Source organism: Micromonospora rosaria (assembly GCF_001567585.1).
Taxonomy (GTDB): Bacteria; Actinomycetota; Actinomycetes; order Mycobacteriales; family Micromonosporaceae; genus Micromonospora; species Micromonospora rosaria.
On record NZ_LRQV01000059.1, the window covers coordinates 17,982 to 38,336 of the forward strand.

Genomic DNA, 20,355 nt, shown 5'->3' on the forward strand with positions numbered 1-20,355 from the left:
CCCGACCGCCCCGGCGGCACCGGGTCCGCCGGTCAGGCGCGGCGGCGGGCCCGCGCCGCCCAGATGACGTACGCCGGGTCGCGGTCCAGGTTGTGCCGGTCCCGGTCGTAGCGGCGGGTGGTGCGCGGGTCGGCGTGACCCATGGCGTCCTGCACGTCCTCCAGCGGCACCCCCTCGGCGCGGGCGGTGGTGGCGAAGGCGTGCCGCAGCGAGTGCGGGGACAGTTTCGCCCAGGCGGGCAGCCCGGCGGCCTGGGCGAGGCGACGGACCATCCGGAACACCGAGTGCCGGTCCAGCCGGTTGCCGCTGGCGGTGACCAGCAGCGGCCCGGTCAGGTCGGTCACCGGTACCCCCTGGGCGGCGGCGCGGGCGGCCAGGTAGGCGTCCACGGCGTACGCGGTGCCGGGGGTGAGCGCGCGGCGGCGGGCCCGGCCGCCCTTGCCGACGAAGCGGATGCTGCGGTGACCGCGTTCGGCGCCCAGGTCGGCCAGGTCCAGGGAGACCAGTTCCCCGACCCGCAGACCCAGGTCGGCCAGCAGGGCGATCGCGGCCCGGTTGCGGTCCGCCGTCGGCCCGGTGTCGGTGTCGGCGGCGGCGAGCAGCCGGTCGACCTCCTCCGGGGTGAGGCCGATGGTGGTCGAGTGGTCCCGGTCGATGCGGGGCCGGTCGGCGTCGGCCACCGGGTTGGCGTCGACCGCCCGCAGCTTGACCAGGAAGTCGTACCAACTGGACAGGGCGGACAGGCGGCGGGCCACGGTGGCCGGGGTCAACGGCCGGCCGCTGCGCGCGCCCACGGTGGACTCCAGGTCCCGGCCGTAGTCGTTGACGTCGAGGAAGGTGGCGCGCAGCGGGTCCAGGCCCCGGGCGGCGCACCAGGTGAGCCAACTGGCGACGTCGCGCCGGTACGCGTCGCGGGTGTGTTCGGACAGCCGCCGGTTGCGCAGCCACGCCTCGGTGAAGTCGGTCGGGCCGCCGTCGCGCAGGGCGAGGCGGGTCGAGGAGCGCGCCGGAACACCCGAGGGCAGCATGTGAAAGATCTTGTCAGCCTTCCCGGGGTGCGGCGACGCGGCACGCCGAACCGCGTCCACCACCGCCCCGTGGGCGATCGGCCCGCACCGGTCTCGGCGCCGGGGCGGGTACCGAGTCCCGCCGGGGCCGGCGACCGGATCCGCGCGGGGACGCATCGGACGTCCCCGCGCGGATGCCGGTCCGGGCGGCGCCGGCTGCGGTGGGGCGCGGACGCCGGCCCCGGGCGCTCAGGCGTTGATCTGCCGGGGGCCGGCGCCGTTGGCGCTGATCGCCACCCGGCGCGGCTTCGCCCGCTCCGCCACCGGGATGCGCAGCGTCAACACGCCGTTGTCGTAGCCGGCTTCCAGCCGGTCGGTGTCGAGGGTGTCGCCGAGGAACAGCTGCCGGGTGAAGGTGCCCATCGGGCGTTCGGCGGCGACCAGCTCGACACTGTCGCCGGCCGGCCGGCGCCGCTCGGCGCGAACGGTCAGCACGTTGCGCTCGACCGTGCAGTCGATGCTGTCCGGGTCGACGCCCGGCAGGTCGAACACGGCGTAGAAGTGGTCGCCGTCGCGGTAGGCGTCCAGGTGCATGACCGCCGGCCGGGCGGTGGTGCCGAAGAACTGCTCGGCGATCCGGTCGATCTCGCGGAACGGGTCGGTGCGCATCAACATGACAGGTCCTCCTCGGTTCTCCTGGCCGAAGGTGTCGAGTTGAGTCGAGGTGACTCAAGTTCCCTTCTGTATGTAGCGCAGCCCCGGCCGGATCGTCAAGTGGAACGCCCTCCCGCCGCTCGCCCGCCCGACGGGCCGCCCGGACCCCCGCGCCGGGACTCTGGCTGCCAGCCTCCCGGCGGACGCGGCGGCGACCATAACAGTCATTATGATGTGCAGGCGTTATGCCCGCTTTGCCCTAGCCAATTACTGGATTACTGTTACCGGTAATCCATTAATTGGCGTCGGGGGTGGTGAGAGTCGACTGCCGACCGGAGCGGTCGCACCCCGTGTCGGGGACCCACGTCGCCCCGTACGGCGACATGGGGTGTGGCGTCAGGTCGTGTGGCGGATAATCGAGTCGGCGATCCGTTCGGTGAGCCCTGAAGAGAAGAACGGGTGGTGGCCCATCCCCGGCACGATCTCCAGGCGCGCCGCCGGGATCTGCGCCGCGAGGGCCGCCCCGTGGGCCGGGGGGAACAGGGGGTCCTCACTGCCGTGCAGGACCAGGGTCGCCGCGGTGATGCGGGACAGGGAGGCCCGCCGGTCGTCGGCCCAGCGCCGTCCGGCGAGGTCGTGGTTCGCGGCGGCGGTGACGTCGTGGGCCCGGGTGTAGCAGTCTTCGACGAACCGTCGCGCGGCCGGCTCGTCGAAGGGCAGGACGTCGCCGTTGAGTACCCGCCAGGTCTGCACGTCGGCGTCCATGCGCTGGCGGACCGTCGTGCGGGGCGTCGTCGCCGAGGCCATCACGTGGTGGAGGAACCGTGCCGTCGGGGGTGGAAGCTCGTCGGTCGCAGCGGGTTGTCCTGCCAGCGCCCGCGCCCACGCCGGGCCGGGGTTGTTCCCCATCGGAGAGGAGGCCATCGCGGTCAGCGTGCGGACACGGGCCGGCTGGTGCACGGCGAGCCACTGCCCGATCGCCGCGCCCAGCGACGTCCCGACGACGTGCGCGGCCGGGACGCCGTGGGAGTCCAGAACGGCGGCCGTGTCGGCGGCCAGGTCGGCGAGCGCGTACGGGTGCGTGGTGAACTCGACGGAGTCGGAACGGCCGGTGTCACGGTGATCGAAGCGGATCACCTGCCGGCCGCTGGTCACGAGCGCCTCCACGAGCTCGTCGGGCCAGCCGATGCCCGGCGTGGAGGTGCCCATGACCAGCAGGACGGTGGGGTCACCGGGCCGACCGAAACGCTCGGTCCACAACCGGACGTGCCCAGAACGAACGAACTTCTCCTCACCAGTAAGCATGCCGGGCACCGTAGCGGTCACCCGACAGGCCCAAAGCAACTACCCGTCGTAGTCGGAAACGGCGCTCGTGAGATAATGAAGTGGGAGGCGGGAGGGCCCGAAGCGGTGGCACGGAGCGCGGTGAGGGGGCAGGTTCACGAGCCCTGTCGGGTGCGCGTGACCGGCCGGTACCGCACACTCAGCTCGGCCGTGGGGTCGTCGGCGCCGACCCGGTGCAGGTAGTGCGGCCGGCCGCCGGGGAGGTCCAGCAGCCGGATGCCCTCGCCGAGCAGCACGGGCGCGATGTGCAGGTCGATCTCGTCGAGCAGGCCGCGTTCGAGAAGCTGCGCACCGATCGTCGGCGACAGCACCTCGACGTTCTTGCCGCCGGCCGCGTCCCGCGCGATCCGTACCGCCTCGGCCACGTCACAGTCGAGGAACGTGACGCGCTCGGCGGGCTCGGCGTCCTCGGGGTGATGGGTCAACACGAAGATGGGCCCGGCCCAGGCGCCACCGTAGACGGCGCTCGGATCCGGGAACTGGTCCCAGCCGCGCCGGCCGCCCAGGACCGCGCCGGTGGTCTCGACGTACTGCTCGATCAGGCCCGGCTGGGGTGAGATGCCGGTCGACATCCAGTCCATCTCGTGGTTCGGCCCGGCCACGAACCCGTCCAGGGACATGGTGAAGTGCCAGAGCACCTTGCCGTTCGCGGTCTGCGGTTCCCAGTCGTTCACTGCGGTCTCCTCTACCGGCTGATTGCCTGCTGCGGTATTGAGACGGCAGCCACCGCGAAATCTCATCGGTCCGGGGGCGGGCGGAAGTCGACCGACGGGAACAGGGCCGGCTCGTGGAACGAGGCGATCCCTCAGCGGCCCGGCCCGCCGGGTGTCTCCTGGCCGGGGACCAGCAGGGCCGCCACCAGCTTTGCGGACCTGCGGCGTGAGCGGTCCCTGAGCTGCCCGCTGACCGCGCCCAGGTCCGCCTCGGCACTCAACTCCTCGACGTCACGGCGGCGCAGCGCCCGTTCCTGAGCCATCCGGTCGACGCCGTCGCCGACGTGCTCGGTGAGGAAGAACATCGAGTCCAGCGCGTGGCTGCCGGCCCGGGTCGCGTGCCGCACCTCGCCCGTACGCCGGTACTCGCAGGCGTAGTAAGCGACGGCCAGGGCGTGGCACGCGAAGGCCAGCGCACCGGACGGTTCCCGCTCGGCGGCCAACTCGGGCAGCGCCATGAGCCGGGCGGCGTTCCCCCGCCAGGGCTCGTCGTCGGCTGGTCCCGGCCTCCACAGGTCGTCCAGGACCAGCAGGAACGCCTCCACGTCGGCGGTCCGGCCGCCGGTGGCCCCCACCGGCCCGGTGAACAGTTGCGCCATCCGTTCGACGAGCGACGCGACCGCGATCTGCCCCGGCCGGCGGGACGCCTCCACGAGGAACGTACCCAGGGGGTCGCCGCGGTCTACGGCCATATGAACGTCCTTCTCTTGGTCCCGTGCTCCTTGTCGTGGACCTCGCCGGTGACCAGACCGCCCGAGGCCCGGATCAGGACCGCGCAGATCTCGACGCACACGCTGCGGGACGCCCCTCCCGCGACGGGCCGCCACGCCATCTTGTTGATGAACAGTAACGCGTTCTGCTCCGCGTCGGTGTCGGGAAGGTTGTCGGCGAGGATCTCCCCGGAGCGGATCATCGCCCGTTGGGTGGGGGTGAGGCCGGCGCCGCTGCCGGCCACCACGTCGACCTCCCCGAGCGGGGTCGACGCCCGGACGACCGCGACCGTTCTCCTGCTCTCGGCGATGGGGTCGTCGAGAGCGGCGTGGATGTCCGACGCCCGCTTGCTCAGCGTCTCCGCGGTCGCCAACAGGGCCTGGTAGCGGGCCGTGCGTGGGAGGGCGACGACGTCGGCCTGCGCGACCCCCGTGATCCGGACCTGCCGGCCGTCGACGATCGCGGTCGCCGGCCGGTCGCCGTCGACGGCGTCGTCGAAGGACCGGTGCGCGGCCGTCCGGTCCGTGCCCGACGGCTGGAACCACAGCGCCCGGTAGGTGCCGTCGGGTCTGCGGGCCAGACCGGCGTAGTCGCGGGCCAGCACGGGGTCCGCCCCGCCGCGGTCGAGGGCCCTGGACACCGCGTCCGGGCTCAGGTAGGCGGTGACCGGGCGCTTGTCGACCTCGACCCGGTTCCTGCGTTCGTAGCCGTCCAGCGCGTCGGCCTCGGTGAGCCGCGCGGCCCGGTCACCGCCGTCGTCGCGGGCCTCGCCGGGCGAGGGCGGCCGGGCCGCGTCGCCGCCCGGCGGCTGCGGTACGGCGGCCGTGCCGGCCTGGGCCAACGCCGCCTGGGCCAGTGCCGCCTGGACCGTGGCGGCCACCATCTGCTGGAACAGGTCCCGGTGCTGGTCGCGCAGCTCGGCGCGGTCGCGGTCCAGCGCCTCCCGCTGCCGCTGGAGCTGGGCCTGGTCGGTCTTGATCCGGTCGCCGTCGGCGGCGATCGCGGACACCTCCGACTTCAGCCGCCGCTGCTCGGCGTTGAGCGCGGCAGCCCGTGCGTTGAGCCGGTCGGCGGTCGCCGGTGGCGCGCCGTTCGGATAGGCGGCCACCCGGGCGTTGTGCGCGTCGATCTTCCGGTCGTTGGCGCGGAGTTTCGCGAGCACGGCCTTGGAGCGCTGGTTGTAGGAGGCGACCCGGCGGTCGACCGCGCTCTCGCGGGCGGTGAGCTGGCTCTCCCGTCGCGGCACGGCCGCGAGTCGCTCGTTGTAGGCCGTGACCTGTGTTTTCAGGGCAGCCGGCAGGCAGCTGCACGGTTCGAGGCGGGCGGGAAGGGAGTCACCGGCCGGTGCGGAGGCCGCCGGGAGGGTGGGGGCGGCGGTCGCCGGGACCCCGCCGACGGTCAGGACCAGCAGCACCGCGAGGAACAGCCGGAGCAGACGCGCCACGCCCGGCAGCGGTCGGCCGGTCGCCGAGGGCGGTGCGCTGTCCCGCATGGTCAGCTCACCCTGCTGGCGACGCGGTCGATGATCCTGGCGGCAGCCTCGGTGCCGTCACCGACCTGGCAGACGGCCACCTGCACCACGGTCCGGCCGGTCAACCGCGCCTGGCGGTAGCAGGTCCACCCGTCGGCGTCCTCCTGCGTCGATACCCACACCAGGCGGTCCGCCGTCGCGGCCTCCACGGTGTAGACCCACGCCGTGGCGTGCTGCGCGGCGTCGGTCCGCACCGCCGACGTGCAGCCCCTGACGCCGTCGGTCAGCGCCTGGAAGACCGTGCCGGCCTGGTTGCCGTCCGGGTACACACCCAGGACCTGGGTCACCGTGTGGTCGGCCACCGCCTCGGAGTCCTGGTACGTCGCCGACAGGAAGACCGTCCAGCCGCGCGTGTAGACCGACCGGGTGGCGGGGCCGACGGCGACCGCGCAGGTGGCGGGATCGGCCACCTGCGGGCGGGGTGGCTCACGATGGCTGGTGGCGGCCGTCAGGGTCGTCCCGACCAGCACGCTGGCGTCCTCCAGCGAAAGGATCCGGGCCTGTACGGTGCCCGGCACCGCCCGCTGCCCACCGGCCGACCACAGCAGCCACCCGATGGCCGCCAGCTCCGCCAGCGCCACGACCGCGAGTCCCGCCGCCAGCCAGCGCCACGCGGACAGGGTGCGCCACAGCGGTGGCGTCGCCGGGGGTGTGCCGACCGGCTGCGCCGGGTCCGGCGCCGGTGGCAGGGGCGGTGGGGGTGGCAGCGGCGGCCACGAGGCCACCTGCGGCTGGGGCCGCCCGTCGTCCCCCGTGCCGGACTGCGACGACTGAGTCATGTGCCCACCTCGACGCTTCCTGACGAACACCCCGTGACCTCGGGTCGGGTGCAGGAGCAGACATCGACGTATACGTATCAGCCGGGCGGGCGGTGGCGTCAAGCGGAGTGTCGGGTAGACGGCTGTCGTACCTGCGGTGACGGGCGGTCAGGACGACTGGCCGAAGGCGCCGCGCAGCGCCGCCCAGAACCGTGCGACCCAGGCCCGCAACCGGGCCAGGAGGGTGGCCGGCACCGGCTGGTCCCGCTGGGCCTCGGGGTCGCCGAGCAGCGGCGTGGTGGACGTCGCCGGTGAGGGCGGCGAGGACGACACCAGCGCGTCGATCACCGGTGCGGCTGCCACCTCCACGACCTGCACCTCCGGCTCGACCTCGGACTGCGGTGGTGGGCTGCCGGACCGGTCGTAGACCGTGATCACCTCGCCGCCGGGCAGGACCACGTCGACCTGGACCAGCCGGGCGTCGAGCCCGGACCGCTCACCGAGCCGTTCCCGGAACACGTCGCGCAGCGCCGCCGGCGCGTCGTCCCACAACCGGTCCGCGTGGTTGTCGGCGACGTCCACGACGACCCGGACCTGCTTGCCCGGGTAGGTGGCGACCTTGCCGGCGACCTCCTGACGGAACCGGTCGAGAACCTGGTCCAGGGTGCCCATGCCGGTGACCGAGACGTGGTCGCCGACGTCCCGGACGCTGGCGTAGTAGGACTCCGCCGTCTCGTCGCGCAGGTCGCCGGGCTCCTCGCCGAGGACGTAGTCCGGCTTCTTGGCGTCCGCGTCGAACGGCCACGGGTGCAGCGTGTGGTCACCGCCGAGCCAGAGCCGCTTGGCGTTGACGGTCTCCTTCAGGTTGTTGTACACCGCCCGGGGGAAGCTCGACGGGATGGTCCGGCCGCGTCCGGTGGGGGCGTTGGGGGCGGGTCGGCGCAGCAACTCGACCATCTGGGTGAGGACGCGGGTCGCGTCGTCGGGGCTGCGCTGCGGGTCCAGCAGCGAGTCCACGAACTGGTCGATGAGCGGGCCGAGCTGCGCGTTGTTCTGGCGGTACCGTCGCATCTGACCGTTCGCCGGGCCGAGCAGGCCGTTGCCCTGGCGGAGGCCCTCGATGGTGTCCCGCCACGACGCGGTCGGCCACGCCCCGGCGGGCTGCCGGGACGGGCCGGGCTCGTCCTCCCGCATCATCGCCTGGACCGCCTGGTTGCCGACGGTCCGTTGCAGCGACAACAGCCGCTGCACGTCGGCCGACCCGGCGGGCCGCTGCGGGCGACGGGGCGCGGGTGCCGACCGGCTGGTCTCGGTCACCTCCCGGGCACGGGCGTGCATGGTGCGCTCCCCTCTCCGTCGGCACCGGGGCCGCCCGGCCGGCGGCGACAGCGGCGACGCAGGTCGCGGCTAGCCCGCAGCGTAGGTCCCGCCAGGCGTGGTGCCAGGGACCGTCCGGGTGGCGTCGGGGGCAGCATCCGAGGTCCGCGCGGCCAGGCGTCGGGCCGTGCCGGTCGCGGTCCGGGTGGGTGGTCAGGCTCCGGTGCGGGCCTGCCGCCAGCGGCGTACCACCGCGTCGGGGTCGGCCGGGCGGACGACCACCTGCGGCCCGGTGGGGTTGCGCAGCCAGTCGACGACCTGCGCGTTGAGGTCCCGGACGACGGCTCGGACGCCGGCCTCGGTGGGCAGGTCCCGGACCTCGTCGTCGAGCCGTTCGAGGCGGCGGCGCAGCTGCAGCGGGGTGGGCAGCAGCAGGTCGCTGGGGATCGCCTCCCGTTCCAGGAAGCTGCGGATCCACCACGACTCGTGGTACGGCTCGCCGCGCCCGGGGATCGGTCGGCCCGCCCCGGGCAGGTTGTCGAACTCGCCGCGTTCCTGGGCGGCGCGGATCTGCGCCTCCACCGCCGCCTCCCTGCCGCCGAGCACCGGCCCCACCTCCCCGCCCCACGATATCCGGCGGGGCGGGTTCAGCCGGTGGGCTCGCGCAGCACCGCGACGCCACCGGCGGGCAGGTGCACGGCGTCGGTGACGGTCGCGTCGGTGAGCAGGTCCACCCCGGTCGCCGGTACGGTCTGCGGCCGGTCGGTGTGGTTGAGCAGGAACAGCCAGCTCCCGGCGTCGCCGCCGCGCCGGACCGCCTCGACCCCGTCCGGCGCGTCCGGGCAGGTGGGGGTGACCCCGGCCGGGGTGGCCGCCTCGGTCAGCAGCCGCCGGTAGGTGGCGTCGTCGGGGCGGGTGGAGACGTACCAGGCGACCCCGGCCCCGTAGGTGTGGCGGGTCACCGCCGGCTGCCCGGCCAGCACGCCCCCGGCGTACCCGGTGACGGCCTGCGCGCCGGTCAGCCCGACGGTCTCGGCCCAGACCGTGCCGGTGCCGCCGTCGGTGAGGGCGACCCGCTCGTCGTCGCCGAGCGGGTGGAACTCCTCCACCCGCACGCCGAGCACGTCGCGCAACGCGCCCGGGTAGCCGCCGAGGTGGATGCGGGCGTGTTCGTCGGCGACCCCGCTGAGGTACGTCACCAGCGCGTGCCCGCCGCCGTGGACGTGGTCGCGGACCCACCCGGCGGTGGCCTCGTCGGCCAGGTACAGGGCGGGGACCACGAGCAGCGGGTACCCGTCGAGGGGGTCGCCGGGGACGGCGACGTCGCAGGCGAGGCCGGCGTGCCACAGCGCCCGGTGGGCGGCGGCGACCTCCTCGTGGTGGTGGAGCCGCTCCGCGGGCAGGCCGGGGTGGTGCAGCGCCCAGCCGCTGGCGGCGTCCCAGGCCAGCGCGACGCGGGCGGCGACGGTGCCGCGCACCTCGGCGAGGCGGTCCAGGGCCTGGCCGAGCCGCACCGCCTCCCGGTACACCCGGCTGTCCGCGCCGGCGTGCGGCACCAGCGCGGAGTGGAACCGTTCGGCGCCGCCGCGCGGGGCGCGCCACTGGAAGAACAGCGCGCCCCGGGAGCCCCGGGCGACGTGGGCGACGCTCTGGCGCAGCATCCGGCCGGGTTCCTTGGTGTGCATCCGGCCGGCGGTGTAGATGAGGTTCGGCGCGGTCTCCATCAGCAGCCAGTCCGGTGCCCGGTCGGGGGCGCCGTGCCGGGCCCAGCCCCGGGCCAGGTCGGCGGCGAGGGCGGTCTGCTCCTCGGCGCCGAGGTCGACGGCCGACGGGTAGTGGTCGATGGCGACCAGGTCCACCTCGCGCGCCCAGCGGGCGTGGTCGACGGGCACCCAGTCGCCGAGGACGTAGTTGGTGGTGATCGGCACGTCCGGGTTGGCGGCGCGCAGCACGTCCCGCTGGTCGGTGTACGCGGCGAGCAGGGTGTCGGACCAGAACCGGCGGAAGTCCAGCAGTTGGCCGGGGTTGTGCAGGTACTGGGTGGCGCGGGGGGTGCCGATCTGCGCCCAGTCGGTGTAGTGCTGGCTCCAGAAGCTGGTGGTCCAGGCGTCGTTGAGGGTGTCGAGGTCGCCGTGGCGGTCGGCCAGCCACCGCCGGAAGGCCACCTCGGCGTGCGGGCAGTGGCAGGTGGTGCCGTACTCGTTGTGCACGTGCCACAGGGCCAGCGCCGGGTGGTGGGCGTACCGGTCGGCGAGGACCTCGGTGATCCGGCGGGCGGCGGCCCGGTACGCGGGCGCGGCGGCGCAGTACGTGTCGCGGCTGCCGTGGTGCAGCCGGACCCCGTCGGCGGTGACCGGCAGCGCGTCGGGGTGGGCCAGCGAGAACCAGGGCGGCGGGGAGGCGGTGGGGGTGGCCAGGGCGACCCGGATGCCGGCGTCGTGCAGCAGGTCGAGGACCTCGTCGAGCCAGTCGAGGGTGTAGCGGCCGGGTTCGGGTTCCAGCCGGGACCAGGCGAACACGCCCACGGTGACCAGGGTGACCCGGGCGCGGCGCATCAGCTCCACGTCCTGGCGCCACACCTCGGCGGGCCACTGCTCCGGGTTGTAGTCGCCGCCGTAGAAGAGTCGGCCGTCGTCGCGCATGTGCCACCACCTGTGGGTCGTCGGAACAGAGGGGTGGTGCCCGGCCCCGCCGACCGGGCCGGGCACCACGACGCGGCGGGTCAGCCCTTCACCGCGCCGGTGATCACACCCTTGGTGAAGTGCCGCTGCACGAACGGGTAGGCGATCACGGCGGGCAGGACGGTGACCACGACCACCGCCATCTTCACCGCCAGGGTCGGCGGGTAGGCGGTGACCCCGGGCAGGCTGATCGAGGACCCGGAGACGTTCGGGGACTGCCCGGCGAGGATGTAGCTCTGCAGCACCCGCTGGATGGGGAACTTGCTGTTGTCGTCGATGAAGAGCACCGAGTTGAAGTACGCGTTCCAGTAGCCGACGGCGTAGAAGAGACCGACGACGGCGATCACCGCCCGGGACAGCGGCAGCATGATCGTCCACAGGATACGGAACTCGCCGGCGCCGTCGATGCGGGCGCTGTCGAGCAGTTCACCGGGGACGTTCATGAAGAACGCCCGGATGACGACCAGGTTGAACACGCTGATCGCGCTGGGCAGGATCAGCGACCAGAGGCTGTCCTTGAGGCCGAGGCCGGTGACGACGAGGTAGCTGGGCACCAGGCCGGGGAAGATCAGGAAGGTGCCGAGGAAGAGGAACAGCAGCCCCCGGTGCGCCACCGAGCCGGGCCGGGACAGCCCGTACGCGGCGAGCACGGTGAGCGCCAGGCTGACCGTGGTGCCGGCCACGGTGACCAGGGTGCTGATCCAGACCGCCTGGGTGATCGTGCCACCGGAGAAGATCGAGAAGTACGCCGACAGGTCGATCTCGCGGGGCACCACGACCATGCCGCCGGTGTCGTTGATGGTCTCGCGGGAGGCGAGGCTGGTGACCACCACCGACCACATGGGGAAGAGCACGGCGAGCACGAGCAGGGTGAGCGCGGTGCCCTTGCCGAGTTGGCCGAGGAACGAGGGTGGTTCCTCCCAGGCGGGCCGCTGCGGGTTGCGCCGGCGCAGCCGGGGGGTCGGGTGGGGGCCGGCCGGCACCGGGCCGGCCGGGCTGATCTGCGTGCTCATGACCGGGAATACACCCCCTGCTCACCCAGCTTGTGGGCCATCTTGTTGGCCGCGACGATGAGGATCAGGCCGATCACGGCCTTGAACAGGCCGGCGGCGGCGCCCTGTCCCCACTGCTGGGTGGCGATCGCGTTGTGGTAGACGAAGGTGTCCAGCACCTCGGCGGCCTGCCGGCCGACCGCGTCGCGCTGGAGGATGAACTGCTCGAAGCCGACCGACAGGGCGTCGCCCAGGCGCAGGATGAGCAGCAGGACGATGACCGGGCGCAGGCCCGGCAGGGTGATGTGCCACAGGCGCCGCCACCGCCCGGCGCCGTCGGCTGCCGCCGCCTCGTACAGGTTCTGATCGATCGCGGACAGGGCGGCGAGGAAGACGATCGCGCCCCAGCCGACGTCCTTCCAGACCGACTCGGCGGTGACCAGGATGATGAAGGTGTCCGGGTTGGTCATGATGTTCCACGGCTCCAGTCCGGCCTGGCGCATCTCCTGCGCCAGCAGACCGGCCCCGCCGAACATCTGCACGAAGAAGGTGATGACCAGCACCCAGCTGAAGAAGTGGGGCAGGTACACCACGCTCTGCACGAAGCCACGGATCCGGCCGGACAGCACGCTGTTGAGCAGGATGGCCAGGAAGATCGGCAGCGGGAAGAAGAAGACGAGCTGGAAGGCGGTGATGGTCAGGGTGTTGCGCACCGCGTCCCAGAACAGCGGGTCGCGGAAGAGGACCTCGAAGTTGCCGAAGCCCACCCACTCGCTGTAGAGGAACGCCTCCAGCGGGTCGTCGCCCACGAACGGGTTGTAGTCCTGGAAGGCGATGACGTTGCCCAGGGTGGGCAGGTAGTGGAAGACCAGCAGCAGCAGGGCGGCCGGGGCGACCATCGCCAGCAGCGGCCAGTCCCGGCGCAGCCGCGCGCCCAGGGGGCGTTTGGCCCGCCGCCGGCGGCGGGCCCGGGGGTCGGCCGGGCCGTCCCCGGCCGACCGGTGCTGGTCGGCCGGGGACGGCGCGGGGACGTCGGTGCGACTCATCGGCCGTTGTCGGACAGGGCCTTCTCGTGGAACGCCCGCCCCTCTTCGCCGCCGGTGGAGAGGAACTCCTTGGTGACCTGATCCATGTCGGTCAGTGGGCGCCGGCCCCGGAGGATGTCACGGATCTTGTCGTCGGTGGGCTGGAGGACCTTGGACCAGTTGGCCGGCAGTTCCAGCTTGATGCCGGCGAACAGCTCGGGCTCCCGCAGGCCGATGAACTTCTTGTGGAAGTCGATGTACTCCTGCGCGTAGTTGGGGGTGTCGCCGCTGCGGATCTTGATCGGGGGTCGGCCGCCGAGGCTGTTGACCTGGCCGGCGAATTCCTTGCGGAACTGGTCGGTGGGGATCGGGCTGTGGTCGGCGGCGCGGGTGAAGTGCTTGCCCTCCACGCCGTACTCGCGCAGCTCGAACTCGCGGCTGCCGAACGGGGCGGCGCACCAGTTCATCACCCGCAGCAGCTCCTCCACCCGCTCCTTGCCCAGGTCCTTCTTGACGAAGGTGTAGAAGACAGGCTTCTCGCTGCCCCAGACGATGGCGTCCTTGCCGTTGACGCCGAAGAAGGGCAGCGGCTGCATGTTGAAGCCGGGAGTGACCTTGGCCTGCTCGCCCTGCATGCCCTGCCAGGCGCCCATCCCGTCCTGGTACATCAGGATCTTGCCGGCGCTGAAGAGCTGCTTCTCGTCGGCGCCCTTGCTGGCCACCGTGTCGGGGTGCACCATGCCCTCGGCGAACAGCCGGGCGGTGAACTCCAGCGCGGCCGTGAACTCGGCGGTTTCGTACTTGTGCTCCAGCCCGCCGTCGGCCTTCTTGCGCCAGGTCTGGTTGCAGCCGTAGAACTGCTGCACCATGTCGAAGACGGTCCCGAAGGCCCACACCCCCTGGTTGGCGTTGGTGGCCTTCTTGCCGAACTCGTACAGCTCCTCGATCGTGGTGGGGGTGCCGTAGCCGGCCTTGTCGATCAGGTCCTTGCGGTGGAACAGGGTCCAGGCGAAGGGACCGTCGGTGGGGAACGGGGCCGCGTAGAGCCGCCCGCCCCACACGCAGTACTCCCAGGACCCGGTGGGCAGCGCCGCCAGGTACGGGTAGGCGGCGGCCTTGTCGCCCTGCAGGTAGTCGGTCAGGTCCTCGAAGAGGGCCTTGGTGGCGTCGGAGAACCGGGCGATCTTGTCGACCTCCCAGTTGGGGACGCAGAGCAGGTCGGGCACGTCGCGGGCGCCGAGCATGGCGTTGAGCTTGTCGGCGTAGGTGTTGCCGTCCTGGACGCTGACGACCATCTCCACGCCGAGCTTGGCGTTGATCGCCTGCATGTACTCGTTGCGGTCGTTGGCCGGGGGCGTCGGGCCCCACCAGGGGCTGATGGCGCGGACCTGCTGTCCGCTGCGGCCCGGCTGTTCGGTGACCGCGTCGACCAGTTCGGTCGGGTACTTGAGGTAGCCGCTGGGGATCGGCCCCTCGCCGGGGATGTCCGGCGGGAGCAGGTCGGCGGCCTTGTACGTGGGCAGCACGGCCTTGATCGCGTCGGCCTGGGTGGCCGAACCCTGGCTGCCCACCTCCTTGCTGCAGCCGGCCAGGGTGCTGCCACCCATCGTCGCGGCGGCACCGAGGCCGATCAGACGCAGCACGGTACGGCGGTCGGTGGATGCGCCCGGCTGGGACGGCGTCACGGCGCACTCCCTTCATCGTCGAAAGCGGGTTTGCGGAGCAGGTTCGTCCGGCTAGGATTAGTTGGTGTTCTAGCCGAACAAACTAATCGACGGTGATTCGACCCACAAGGGAGCGGTGCCGGCGCAGCCGGTCGACCCCGGTCACCGCCGCGATGCGCGAAGATGACCGCGCGGCACCCACCCCGGGATCGCGCACACCGGTGCAGGGAGCGGGCAGACTGTGATCAGCGTCCACAACGAACCGCAGCCGACCGACCTCGGCGACGTCCGCGTGGCCAACCGCGCCGTGGTCCTGCGGCACGTGCGCGTGCACGCCCCGTGCTCACGCGCTGACATCGCGGCCCGGACCGGGCTCAACAAGGCGACCGTCTCCAGTCTGGTCAGCGAGCTGATCGAACGCCGGCTGGTGCGCGAGACCGGGCTCACCGAGAACCGCATCGGCCGACCCGCCACCATGCTGGTGCTCGACGGCGAGCCGTACGCGGCGGTGGGCATGGAGATCCGCGCCGACGAACTGGTCGTGGTCGCGGTCGACCTGGCCGGTAACCGGCTGCTCACCTGGCGGCGCGCGTTCACCCCGACGGACTCCCCCACCGACACCGTCCGCGTCCTGGCCACCCTGGCCCGCCGGGCGGTGGCCCGGATCGTCGAGCAGGACCGCACGGTGCTCGGCCTCACCGTCGGCGTCCCCGGTCTGGTCGACACGACCGGGGCGGTGCCCCTGGCCACCTCGCTGGGCTGGCGGGACGTGGCCCTGGCCGCCGAGCTGCGCGCCGCGCTGGGCGACCCGGAGCCGGGTTACCCGGTCAGCGTCGACAACGAGGCCAACCTGGCCGCCCTGGCCGAGTACCGCCACGGCCGGCACGCCGGCACCCCGGACCTGGTCCACCTGACCGGGGGCACCGGGGTCGGCGCCGGGGTCATCTCCGCCGGGCGGCTGCTGCGCGGCGGCCGGGGCCTGGCCGGCGAGATCGGGCACCTCCCGCTCGACCCGGGCGGCCCCGTCTGCGCCTGCGGCCGGGCCGGCTGCGTGGAGGCGTTCGTCGGGCTGCCCGCCGTGGCGCGCCGGCTGCTGCCGGACACCGCCGAGGAGGGGCCGGTCACCGACTACCTGCCGGAGCTGGACCGGATCCAGGCCCTGGCCCGGCAGGGCGACCCCCGGGTGCGGGCCGGCCTGACCGAGGTCGGCCGCCGGCTCGGGCACGCGGTGTCGCTGGTGGTCAACCTCGTCGATCCCGAGGTGGTGCTGGTGGGCGGCCACTTCGCGGCGCTGTCCACCTGGCTGCTGCCCCCGGCCCGCCAGGAACTGGCCGCGCGGGCGATCGCCCCGGACGCCGGCGGCCTGCGGCTGGACGCCTCCGTTCTCGGCGCGACCGCGACGGCGCTGGGTGGCGCCACCGCCGCGCTCGCAGCCATCGAAAGTGGTCGACTTCCCGCGCGGTGACCTCCGGCTTCGTTACGGATCCACTCCGGTCCGGCCCTTGACCGCATCGGCACGGTGGTGCCAACCTCGAACAGCCGTCCCCTCGTCCGGGCAGACACCGGGGCGGCGTGTTTCGCCGGGGTCGTCGAAGCGCTTCACCGTCCGGGCCGACGGCCTCACCTCCACCATCGCGATGCCGCGCGTCGCGACGTCCGTCGAAGCGCTTCGACTTGTCGCTGGCCGGCAAGCACGGAAGGCACGCCACATGACCGACCGCACCGACCCGGTGACCGGCCCGTCCCCCGACACCCGTATCGACGAGCTGCTGGCGCGGCTCACCCTGCCGGAGAAGATCGGGCTGCTGCACCAGTGCCAGGCACCGGTGCCCCGACTCGGCCTGGCACCGTTCCGCACCGGCACCGAGGCCCTGCACGGGGTGGCCTGGCTCGGCCCGGCGACGGTGTTCCCCCAGGTGATCGGACTGGCCAGCACCTGGAACCCGGAGCTGATCCGGGCGGTGGGCGACGCCGTCGGCGACGAGGTCCGCGCCAAGCACCACGCCGACCCCGAGCAGGTCGGCCTCAACGTGTGGGCGCCGGTGGTCAACCCGCTGCGCGACCCCCGGTGGGGCCGCAACGAGGAGGGCTGGTCCGAGGACCCGTGGCTGACCGGACTGCTCGCCACCGCGTACGCCCGGGGCCTGCGCGGCGACCACCCGCGCCGGCTCAAGACCGCCCCGACGCTCAAGCACTTCCTCGGGTACAACAACGAGACCGACCGGGCCACCACCTCCAGCGACATGTCCCCCCGGGTGCTGCACGAGTACGAACTGCCGGCGTTCCGCGCCCCCCTGGCCAGCGGGGCGGCGGTCGCGGTGATGGCCTCGTACAACCTGGTCAACGGGGTGCCGGCGCACCTGAGCCCGCTGATCGGGGCGGAGCTGCGCCGCTGGTCGGCCGAGGAGGTCCTGGTCGTCGGCGACGCCGGGGCGGTCACCAACATCGCCGGCCTGCAGGCCCACCTGCCCGACCACGTCGCCGGGTTCGCCGCCGCGCTGCGCGCCGGCATCGACAGCTTCACCGAGGACGCCAGCGACAGCGCCCCCACCACCGGCCGGCTCACCGAGGCGCTGCGCCGGGGCCTGATCTCCGAGTCCGACGTGGACCGCGCGGTACGCCGGATCCTCACCCTGCGGCTGCGCGTCGGTGACCTCGACGCGCCGCAGGACGACCCGTGGGCCGACGTCACCCCCGACGTGGTCGACTGCCCGGCCCACCGCGACCTGGCCCGGCAGGCCGCCCGGCAGTCGGTGGTGCTGCTGGACAACGACGGGCTGCTCCCCCTCGACCCCCGGGCGACGCCCCGGGTGGCCGTGCTCGGCCCGCTCGCCGACACCGTGTACGAGGACTGGTACAGCGGCACCCTGCCGTACGCGGTCACCACCTACGCCGGGCTGGCCCGGCGGCTGCCGGCGGTGACCACCCACCCCGGGGCCGACCGGGTGGCGCTGCGCGTCGGCGACCGGTACGTCGGCTGCCCGGCCGGGGACGACGGCGGCCCGCTGCGGGTGGGCGACGACGCCGACGGCACCGGCTTCGACGTGGTCGACTGGGGCGGCGGGGCGGTGGTGCTGCGCGCCGTGGCCAACGGCCGGCACGTCGGCGCCGACGACGACGGGGTGCTGGTCAACGACCGTCCCGGGCCGGGCGGCTGGGTGGTCCGGGAGACCTTCCGCCTGCGCCCCGGCGTCGACGGCACGGTGCTGCTGCACCACCTGGCCACCGGCCGGTACGTCACCGTGACCGGGGACGGGACGCTACGGGTCGACGCGGACGGCCCGGAGACCGCGACCGCGTTCGGCGTCGACCTGCTCGTCGACGGGCTGGCCGAGGCCGCCGCCCTGGCCGCGGCGGCGGACGTGGCGATCGTGGCGCTGGGCAACCACCCGATGGTCAACGGCCGGGAGACCGAGGACCGCGCCGACCTGGCGCTGCCCACCGCGCAGGAGGCGCTGCTGCGCGCGGTGCACGCGGCGAACCCCCGCACGGTGCTGCTGGTCACCAGCAGTTACCCGTACGGCATCGGCTGGGCGCGCGAGAACGTGCCGGCGGTGCTGTGGTCGGCGCACGGCGGCCAGGAGCACGGCGAGGCCGTCGCGTCGGTGCTGTGCGGCGAGGCGGAGCCGGGCGGCCGGCTCACCCAGACCTGGTACGCCGACGCGGCGGAGCTTCCCGACCTGCTGGACTACGACGTCATCGGGTCGGACGCCACCTACCTGTACCACCGCGGCGATCCCCTGTACCCGTTCGGCCACGGGCTCGGCTACACCACCTTCGACTACGCTGACCTCCGACTGAGCGCGGCGACGATGACCGTGGGCGAGGAGGTCGTGGTGAGCGTCGACGTCACCAACGGTGGCACCCGCGCGGGTGAGGAAGTGGTGCAGCTCTACACCCGGCAGCGGCGGTCGCGGGTCAAGCAGCCGCTGCGGCAGTTGCGGGACTTCGCCCGGATCAGCCTCGCCCCCGGGCAGCGGCGGGTGGTGCGGCTGCGGCTGCGCGCGGCGGACCTGGGGTACTGGGACGAGTCGCGGGGGGCGTTCGTGGTGGAGAGCGCCCCGCACAGCGTCCTGGTCGGCCGCTCGTCGCGGGACATCCGGCTGGTCGGTACGGTCACCGTCCGCGACGCCGCCGACCCGGTGGCGGTGCCCGACGGCGCGGTGGCGCGGCAGCCCTCCGGCGCCGGCCGGCGCCGGTGACCGCCGGGACGGGGCGGGGGTGGACCCGGTGAAGTCGCCCGACCAGGTGACCATCGCCGACGTCGCCCGGCACGCCGGGGTCGCCGGCAGCACCGTCTCCTACGTGCTCAGCGGTAAGCGGGCGATCTCCGAGGTCACCCGCAACCGGGTGCTGGCCAGTGTCCGGGCGCTCGGCTACCACCCGAACGCCGGGGCGCGGGCGTTGGCCAGCCGGCGGGCCAACGTGATCGCGTTGGTGCTGCCGCTGCGCTCCGGTATGCAGGTGCCGGTGGTGATGCAGTTCGCCATGGCCGTGGTGACCAGCGCCCGCCGCTTCGACCACGACGTGCTGCTGGTCACCTCCGACGAGGGGCCGGCGGGGCTGCGCCGGATCGCCGCCAGCGCGATGGTCGACGGCATCGTGCTGATGGACGTGGAGCTGGACGACTCCCGGGTGCCGCTGCTGCGGGAGCTGGCCCGGCCCAGCGTGCTGATCGGTTTCCCCGCCGACGCGGCCGGCCTGACCTGCGTGGACCTGGACTTCCACCGGGCCGGTCAGGTCTGCGTGGAGCACCTCGCGGAGCTGGGGCACCGGCAGATCGCGCTGCTGGGCGCCCCGGCTGCCGTCTACGACCGGGGCACCGGTTTCGCCCACCGGACCCGGTCCGGGTTCACCGAGGCCGCGGCGCGGCACGGCATGACGGCCGTGACCCGCCCGTTCGAGGAGGGCGCCGCGGCGGTCCGGCAGGGGTTGATCGAGTTGCTGGACCACCATCCCGACCTGTCCGCGCTGGTGGTGCAGAACGAGGCCGCGGTGGGTCCGGTGCTGGCCACCCTGCCGACGCTGGGGCGGCGGGTGCCGCAGGACGTGTCGGTGGTGGGGATCTGCCCGGACCGCTTCGCCGAGCAGGCCAGCCCGATGCTGACGTCGGTCCCGGTGCCCGCCGAGGAGGTGGCCCGGCAGGCGGTGGCGTTGTTGATGAGCAAGCTGCGCGACGAGCCGGTGCCGGCCGCCACCCTGCTGGGCCCCCGGCTGACCGTGCGGGACAGCACCGCCGCGCCGCCGGCCGGCTGACCCGGCCGCCGGCCGGTCAGAGCCGGGCGAACCAGTCCCGGGCGGCGGCGGCCCCACCGGCGCCGAGGGCGACCATCAGCGCCACCCGGGCCTTGCCGGCGGGCAGTCCCCGGGCGCCGACGGCGCCGACGCTGGCGGCGAGCCCGTCGGGTGGTGGCAGGTCGGCCAGCGCGACCGGCCGGGTCCGGCAGCGGGAGGCGACCACCACCGGGATGCCCCACTCGGTGAGGTCGCCGATGGTGGTCAGCAGGTCGACCGGCACGTTGCCGGGGCCGGTGCCCTCCAGGACGAGGCCGGCCGCGCCGGCGTCCACGGCGGCGGTGAGCACACCCGCCGGGATGCCCGGGTAGGTGCGGATCAGCGCGACGTCGGTGGCCGGCTGGCCCGGAGGGTGCGGCGGGCGGGCCGGTGGCGCGGCGACCGGCTCGACCCGCCCGTCGGCGACCCGGGCCACCACCGGGTACGGGTCCGAGCGCAGCGCCGGCCCGCCGGTGGCGTCGACGGCGGTGACCCAGCGGGCGGCGTGCAGGTCGTCGTCGGCGCAGACCAGGACACCGGCGTGGCGCAGCGTCGGGTCGGCGGCGGCGGTGAGCGCGGCGGCGAGGTTGCGGGGCCCGTCGGCGCCCGGCTCGTACGGCCGGCGGCGGGCCCCGGTGAGAATCACCGGGCCGGGCAGGTCCGGCCCGAGCAGCAGGTCGGTGA

Annotated in this window: 17 protein-coding genes; 3 read left to right on the plus strand and 14 right to left on the minus strand. The window is 73.8% G+C overall.

Annotation, left to right across the window (positions count from 1 at the left end):
- Positions 1 to 32: 32 nt before the first annotated feature.
- The 13 genes from AWW66_RS17080 to AWW66_RS17140 form a co-directional block, all read right to left on the minus strand.
- Entirely contained in the window at positions 33 to 1,028 is a 996-nt protein-coding gene (locus AWW66_RS17080) for a tyrosine-type recombinase/integrase (RefSeq protein ID WP_067367085.1), read from the minus strand.
- Between the two features lie 228 nt (positions 1,029 to 1,256).
- Positions 1,257 to 1,682, minus strand: coding sequence for an Hsp20/alpha crystallin family protein (locus AWW66_RS17085; RefSeq protein WP_067367087.1), 426 nt, complete (start codon positions 1,680 to 1,682; stop codon positions 1,257 to 1,259).
- A 375-nt stretch (positions 1,683 to 2,057) separates the two neighbouring features.
- Positions 2,058 to 2,966 (minus strand): alpha/beta fold hydrolase, encoded by a 909-nt coding sequence (locus AWW66_RS17090; RefSeq protein WP_067367089.1) that lies wholly within the window; start codon positions 2,964 to 2,966, stop codon positions 2,058 to 2,060.
- Between the two features lie 134 nt (positions 2,967 to 3,100).
- A complete protein-coding gene (locus AWW66_RS17095) occupies positions 3,101 to 3,679 on the minus strand; it encodes a dihydrofolate reductase family protein (RefSeq protein WP_067367092.1) in 579 nt (192 codons plus the stop codon).
- Between the two features lie 131 nt (positions 3,680 to 3,810).
- On the minus strand, positions 3,811 to 4,410 hold the full coding sequence (locus AWW66_RS17100; protein WP_067367093.1) for a hypothetical protein: 600 nt from the start codon (positions 4,408 to 4,410) through the stop codon (positions 3,811 to 3,813).
- Positions 4,401 to 5,921 (minus strand): hypothetical protein, encoded by a 1,521-nt coding sequence (locus tag AWW66_RS17105; RefSeq protein WP_067367097.1) that lies wholly within the window; start codon positions 5,919 to 5,921, stop codon positions 4,401 to 4,403. The genes AWW66_RS17100 and AWW66_RS17105 overlap by 10 nt, the downstream gene beginning before the upstream one ends.
- Positions 5,922 to 5,923: 2 nt before the next feature.
- Positions 5,924 to 6,739 (minus strand): sensor domain-containing protein, encoded by an 816-nt coding sequence (locus tag AWW66_RS17110; RefSeq protein WP_067367102.1) that lies wholly within the window; start codon positions 6,737 to 6,739, stop codon positions 5,924 to 5,926.
- A gap of 147 nt (positions 6,740 to 6,886) precedes the next feature.
- A complete protein-coding gene (locus tag AWW66_RS17115) occupies positions 6,887 to 8,056 on the minus strand; it encodes a hypothetical protein (protein WP_067367105.1) in 1,170 nt (389 codons plus the stop codon).
- A gap of 192 nt (positions 8,057 to 8,248) precedes the next feature.
- A complete protein-coding gene (locus AWW66_RS17120; RefSeq protein WP_083978565.1) occupies positions 8,249 to 8,641 on the minus strand; it encodes a DnaJ family domain-containing protein in 393 nt (130 codons plus the stop codon).
- Positions 8,642 to 8,682: 41 nt separating this feature from the next.
- Positions 8,683 to 10,677, minus strand: coding sequence for a beta-galactosidase (locus AWW66_RS17125; RefSeq protein ID WP_067367108.1), 1,995 nt, complete (start codon positions 10,675 to 10,677; stop codon positions 8,683 to 8,685).
- Between the two features lie 80 nt (positions 10,678 to 10,757).
- Positions 10,758 to 11,729 carry a carbohydrate ABC transporter permease gene (locus AWW66_RS17130; protein ID WP_083978564.1) on the minus strand — a complete coding sequence of 324 codons (972 nt, stop codon included), beginning with the start codon at positions 11,727 to 11,729 and terminating at the stop codon, positions 10,758 to 10,760.
- Positions 11,726 to 12,754, minus strand: coding sequence for an ABC transporter permease (locus AWW66_RS17135; RefSeq protein WP_067367112.1), 1,029 nt, complete (start codon positions 12,752 to 12,754; stop codon positions 11,726 to 11,728). The genes AWW66_RS17130 and AWW66_RS17135 overlap by 4 nt, the downstream gene beginning before the upstream one ends.
- Entirely contained in the window at positions 12,751 to 14,418 is a 1,668-nt protein-coding gene (locus AWW66_RS17140) for an extracellular solute-binding protein (protein ID WP_067367115.1), read from the minus strand. The genes AWW66_RS17135 and AWW66_RS17140 overlap by 4 nt, the downstream gene beginning before the upstream one ends.
- A gap of 220 nt (positions 14,419 to 14,638) precedes the next feature.
- Here AWW66_RS17140 and AWW66_RS17145 point away from each other — a divergent pair, with 220 nt between their 5' ends.
- From AWW66_RS17145 to AWW66_RS17155, 3 genes are all read left to right on the plus strand, one after another.
- Complete coding sequence (locus AWW66_RS17145; RefSeq protein ID WP_067367117.1) at positions 14,639 to 15,862, plus strand: ROK family transcriptional regulator; 1,224 nt, start codon at positions 14,639 to 14,641, stop codon at positions 15,860 to 15,862.
- A gap of 244 nt (positions 15,863 to 16,106) precedes the next feature.
- A complete protein-coding gene (locus AWW66_RS17150) occupies positions 16,107 to 18,599 on the plus strand; it encodes a glycoside hydrolase family 3 C-terminal domain-containing protein (RefSeq protein WP_245648345.1) in 2,493 nt (830 codons plus the stop codon).
- 28 nt (positions 18,600 to 18,627) lie between these two features.
- On the plus strand, positions 18,628 to 19,653 hold the full coding sequence (locus tag AWW66_RS17155; protein ID WP_245648346.1) for a LacI family DNA-binding transcriptional regulator: 1,026 nt from the start codon (positions 18,628 to 18,630) through the stop codon (positions 19,651 to 19,653).
- A gap of 16 nt (positions 19,654 to 19,669) precedes the next feature.
- Here AWW66_RS17155 and AWW66_RS17160 read toward each other — a convergent pair.
- Positions 19,670 to 20,355 (minus strand): asparaginase domain-containing protein (locus AWW66_RS17160; protein WP_067367123.1); only part of this gene is annotated, 686 nt, incomplete at its 5' end.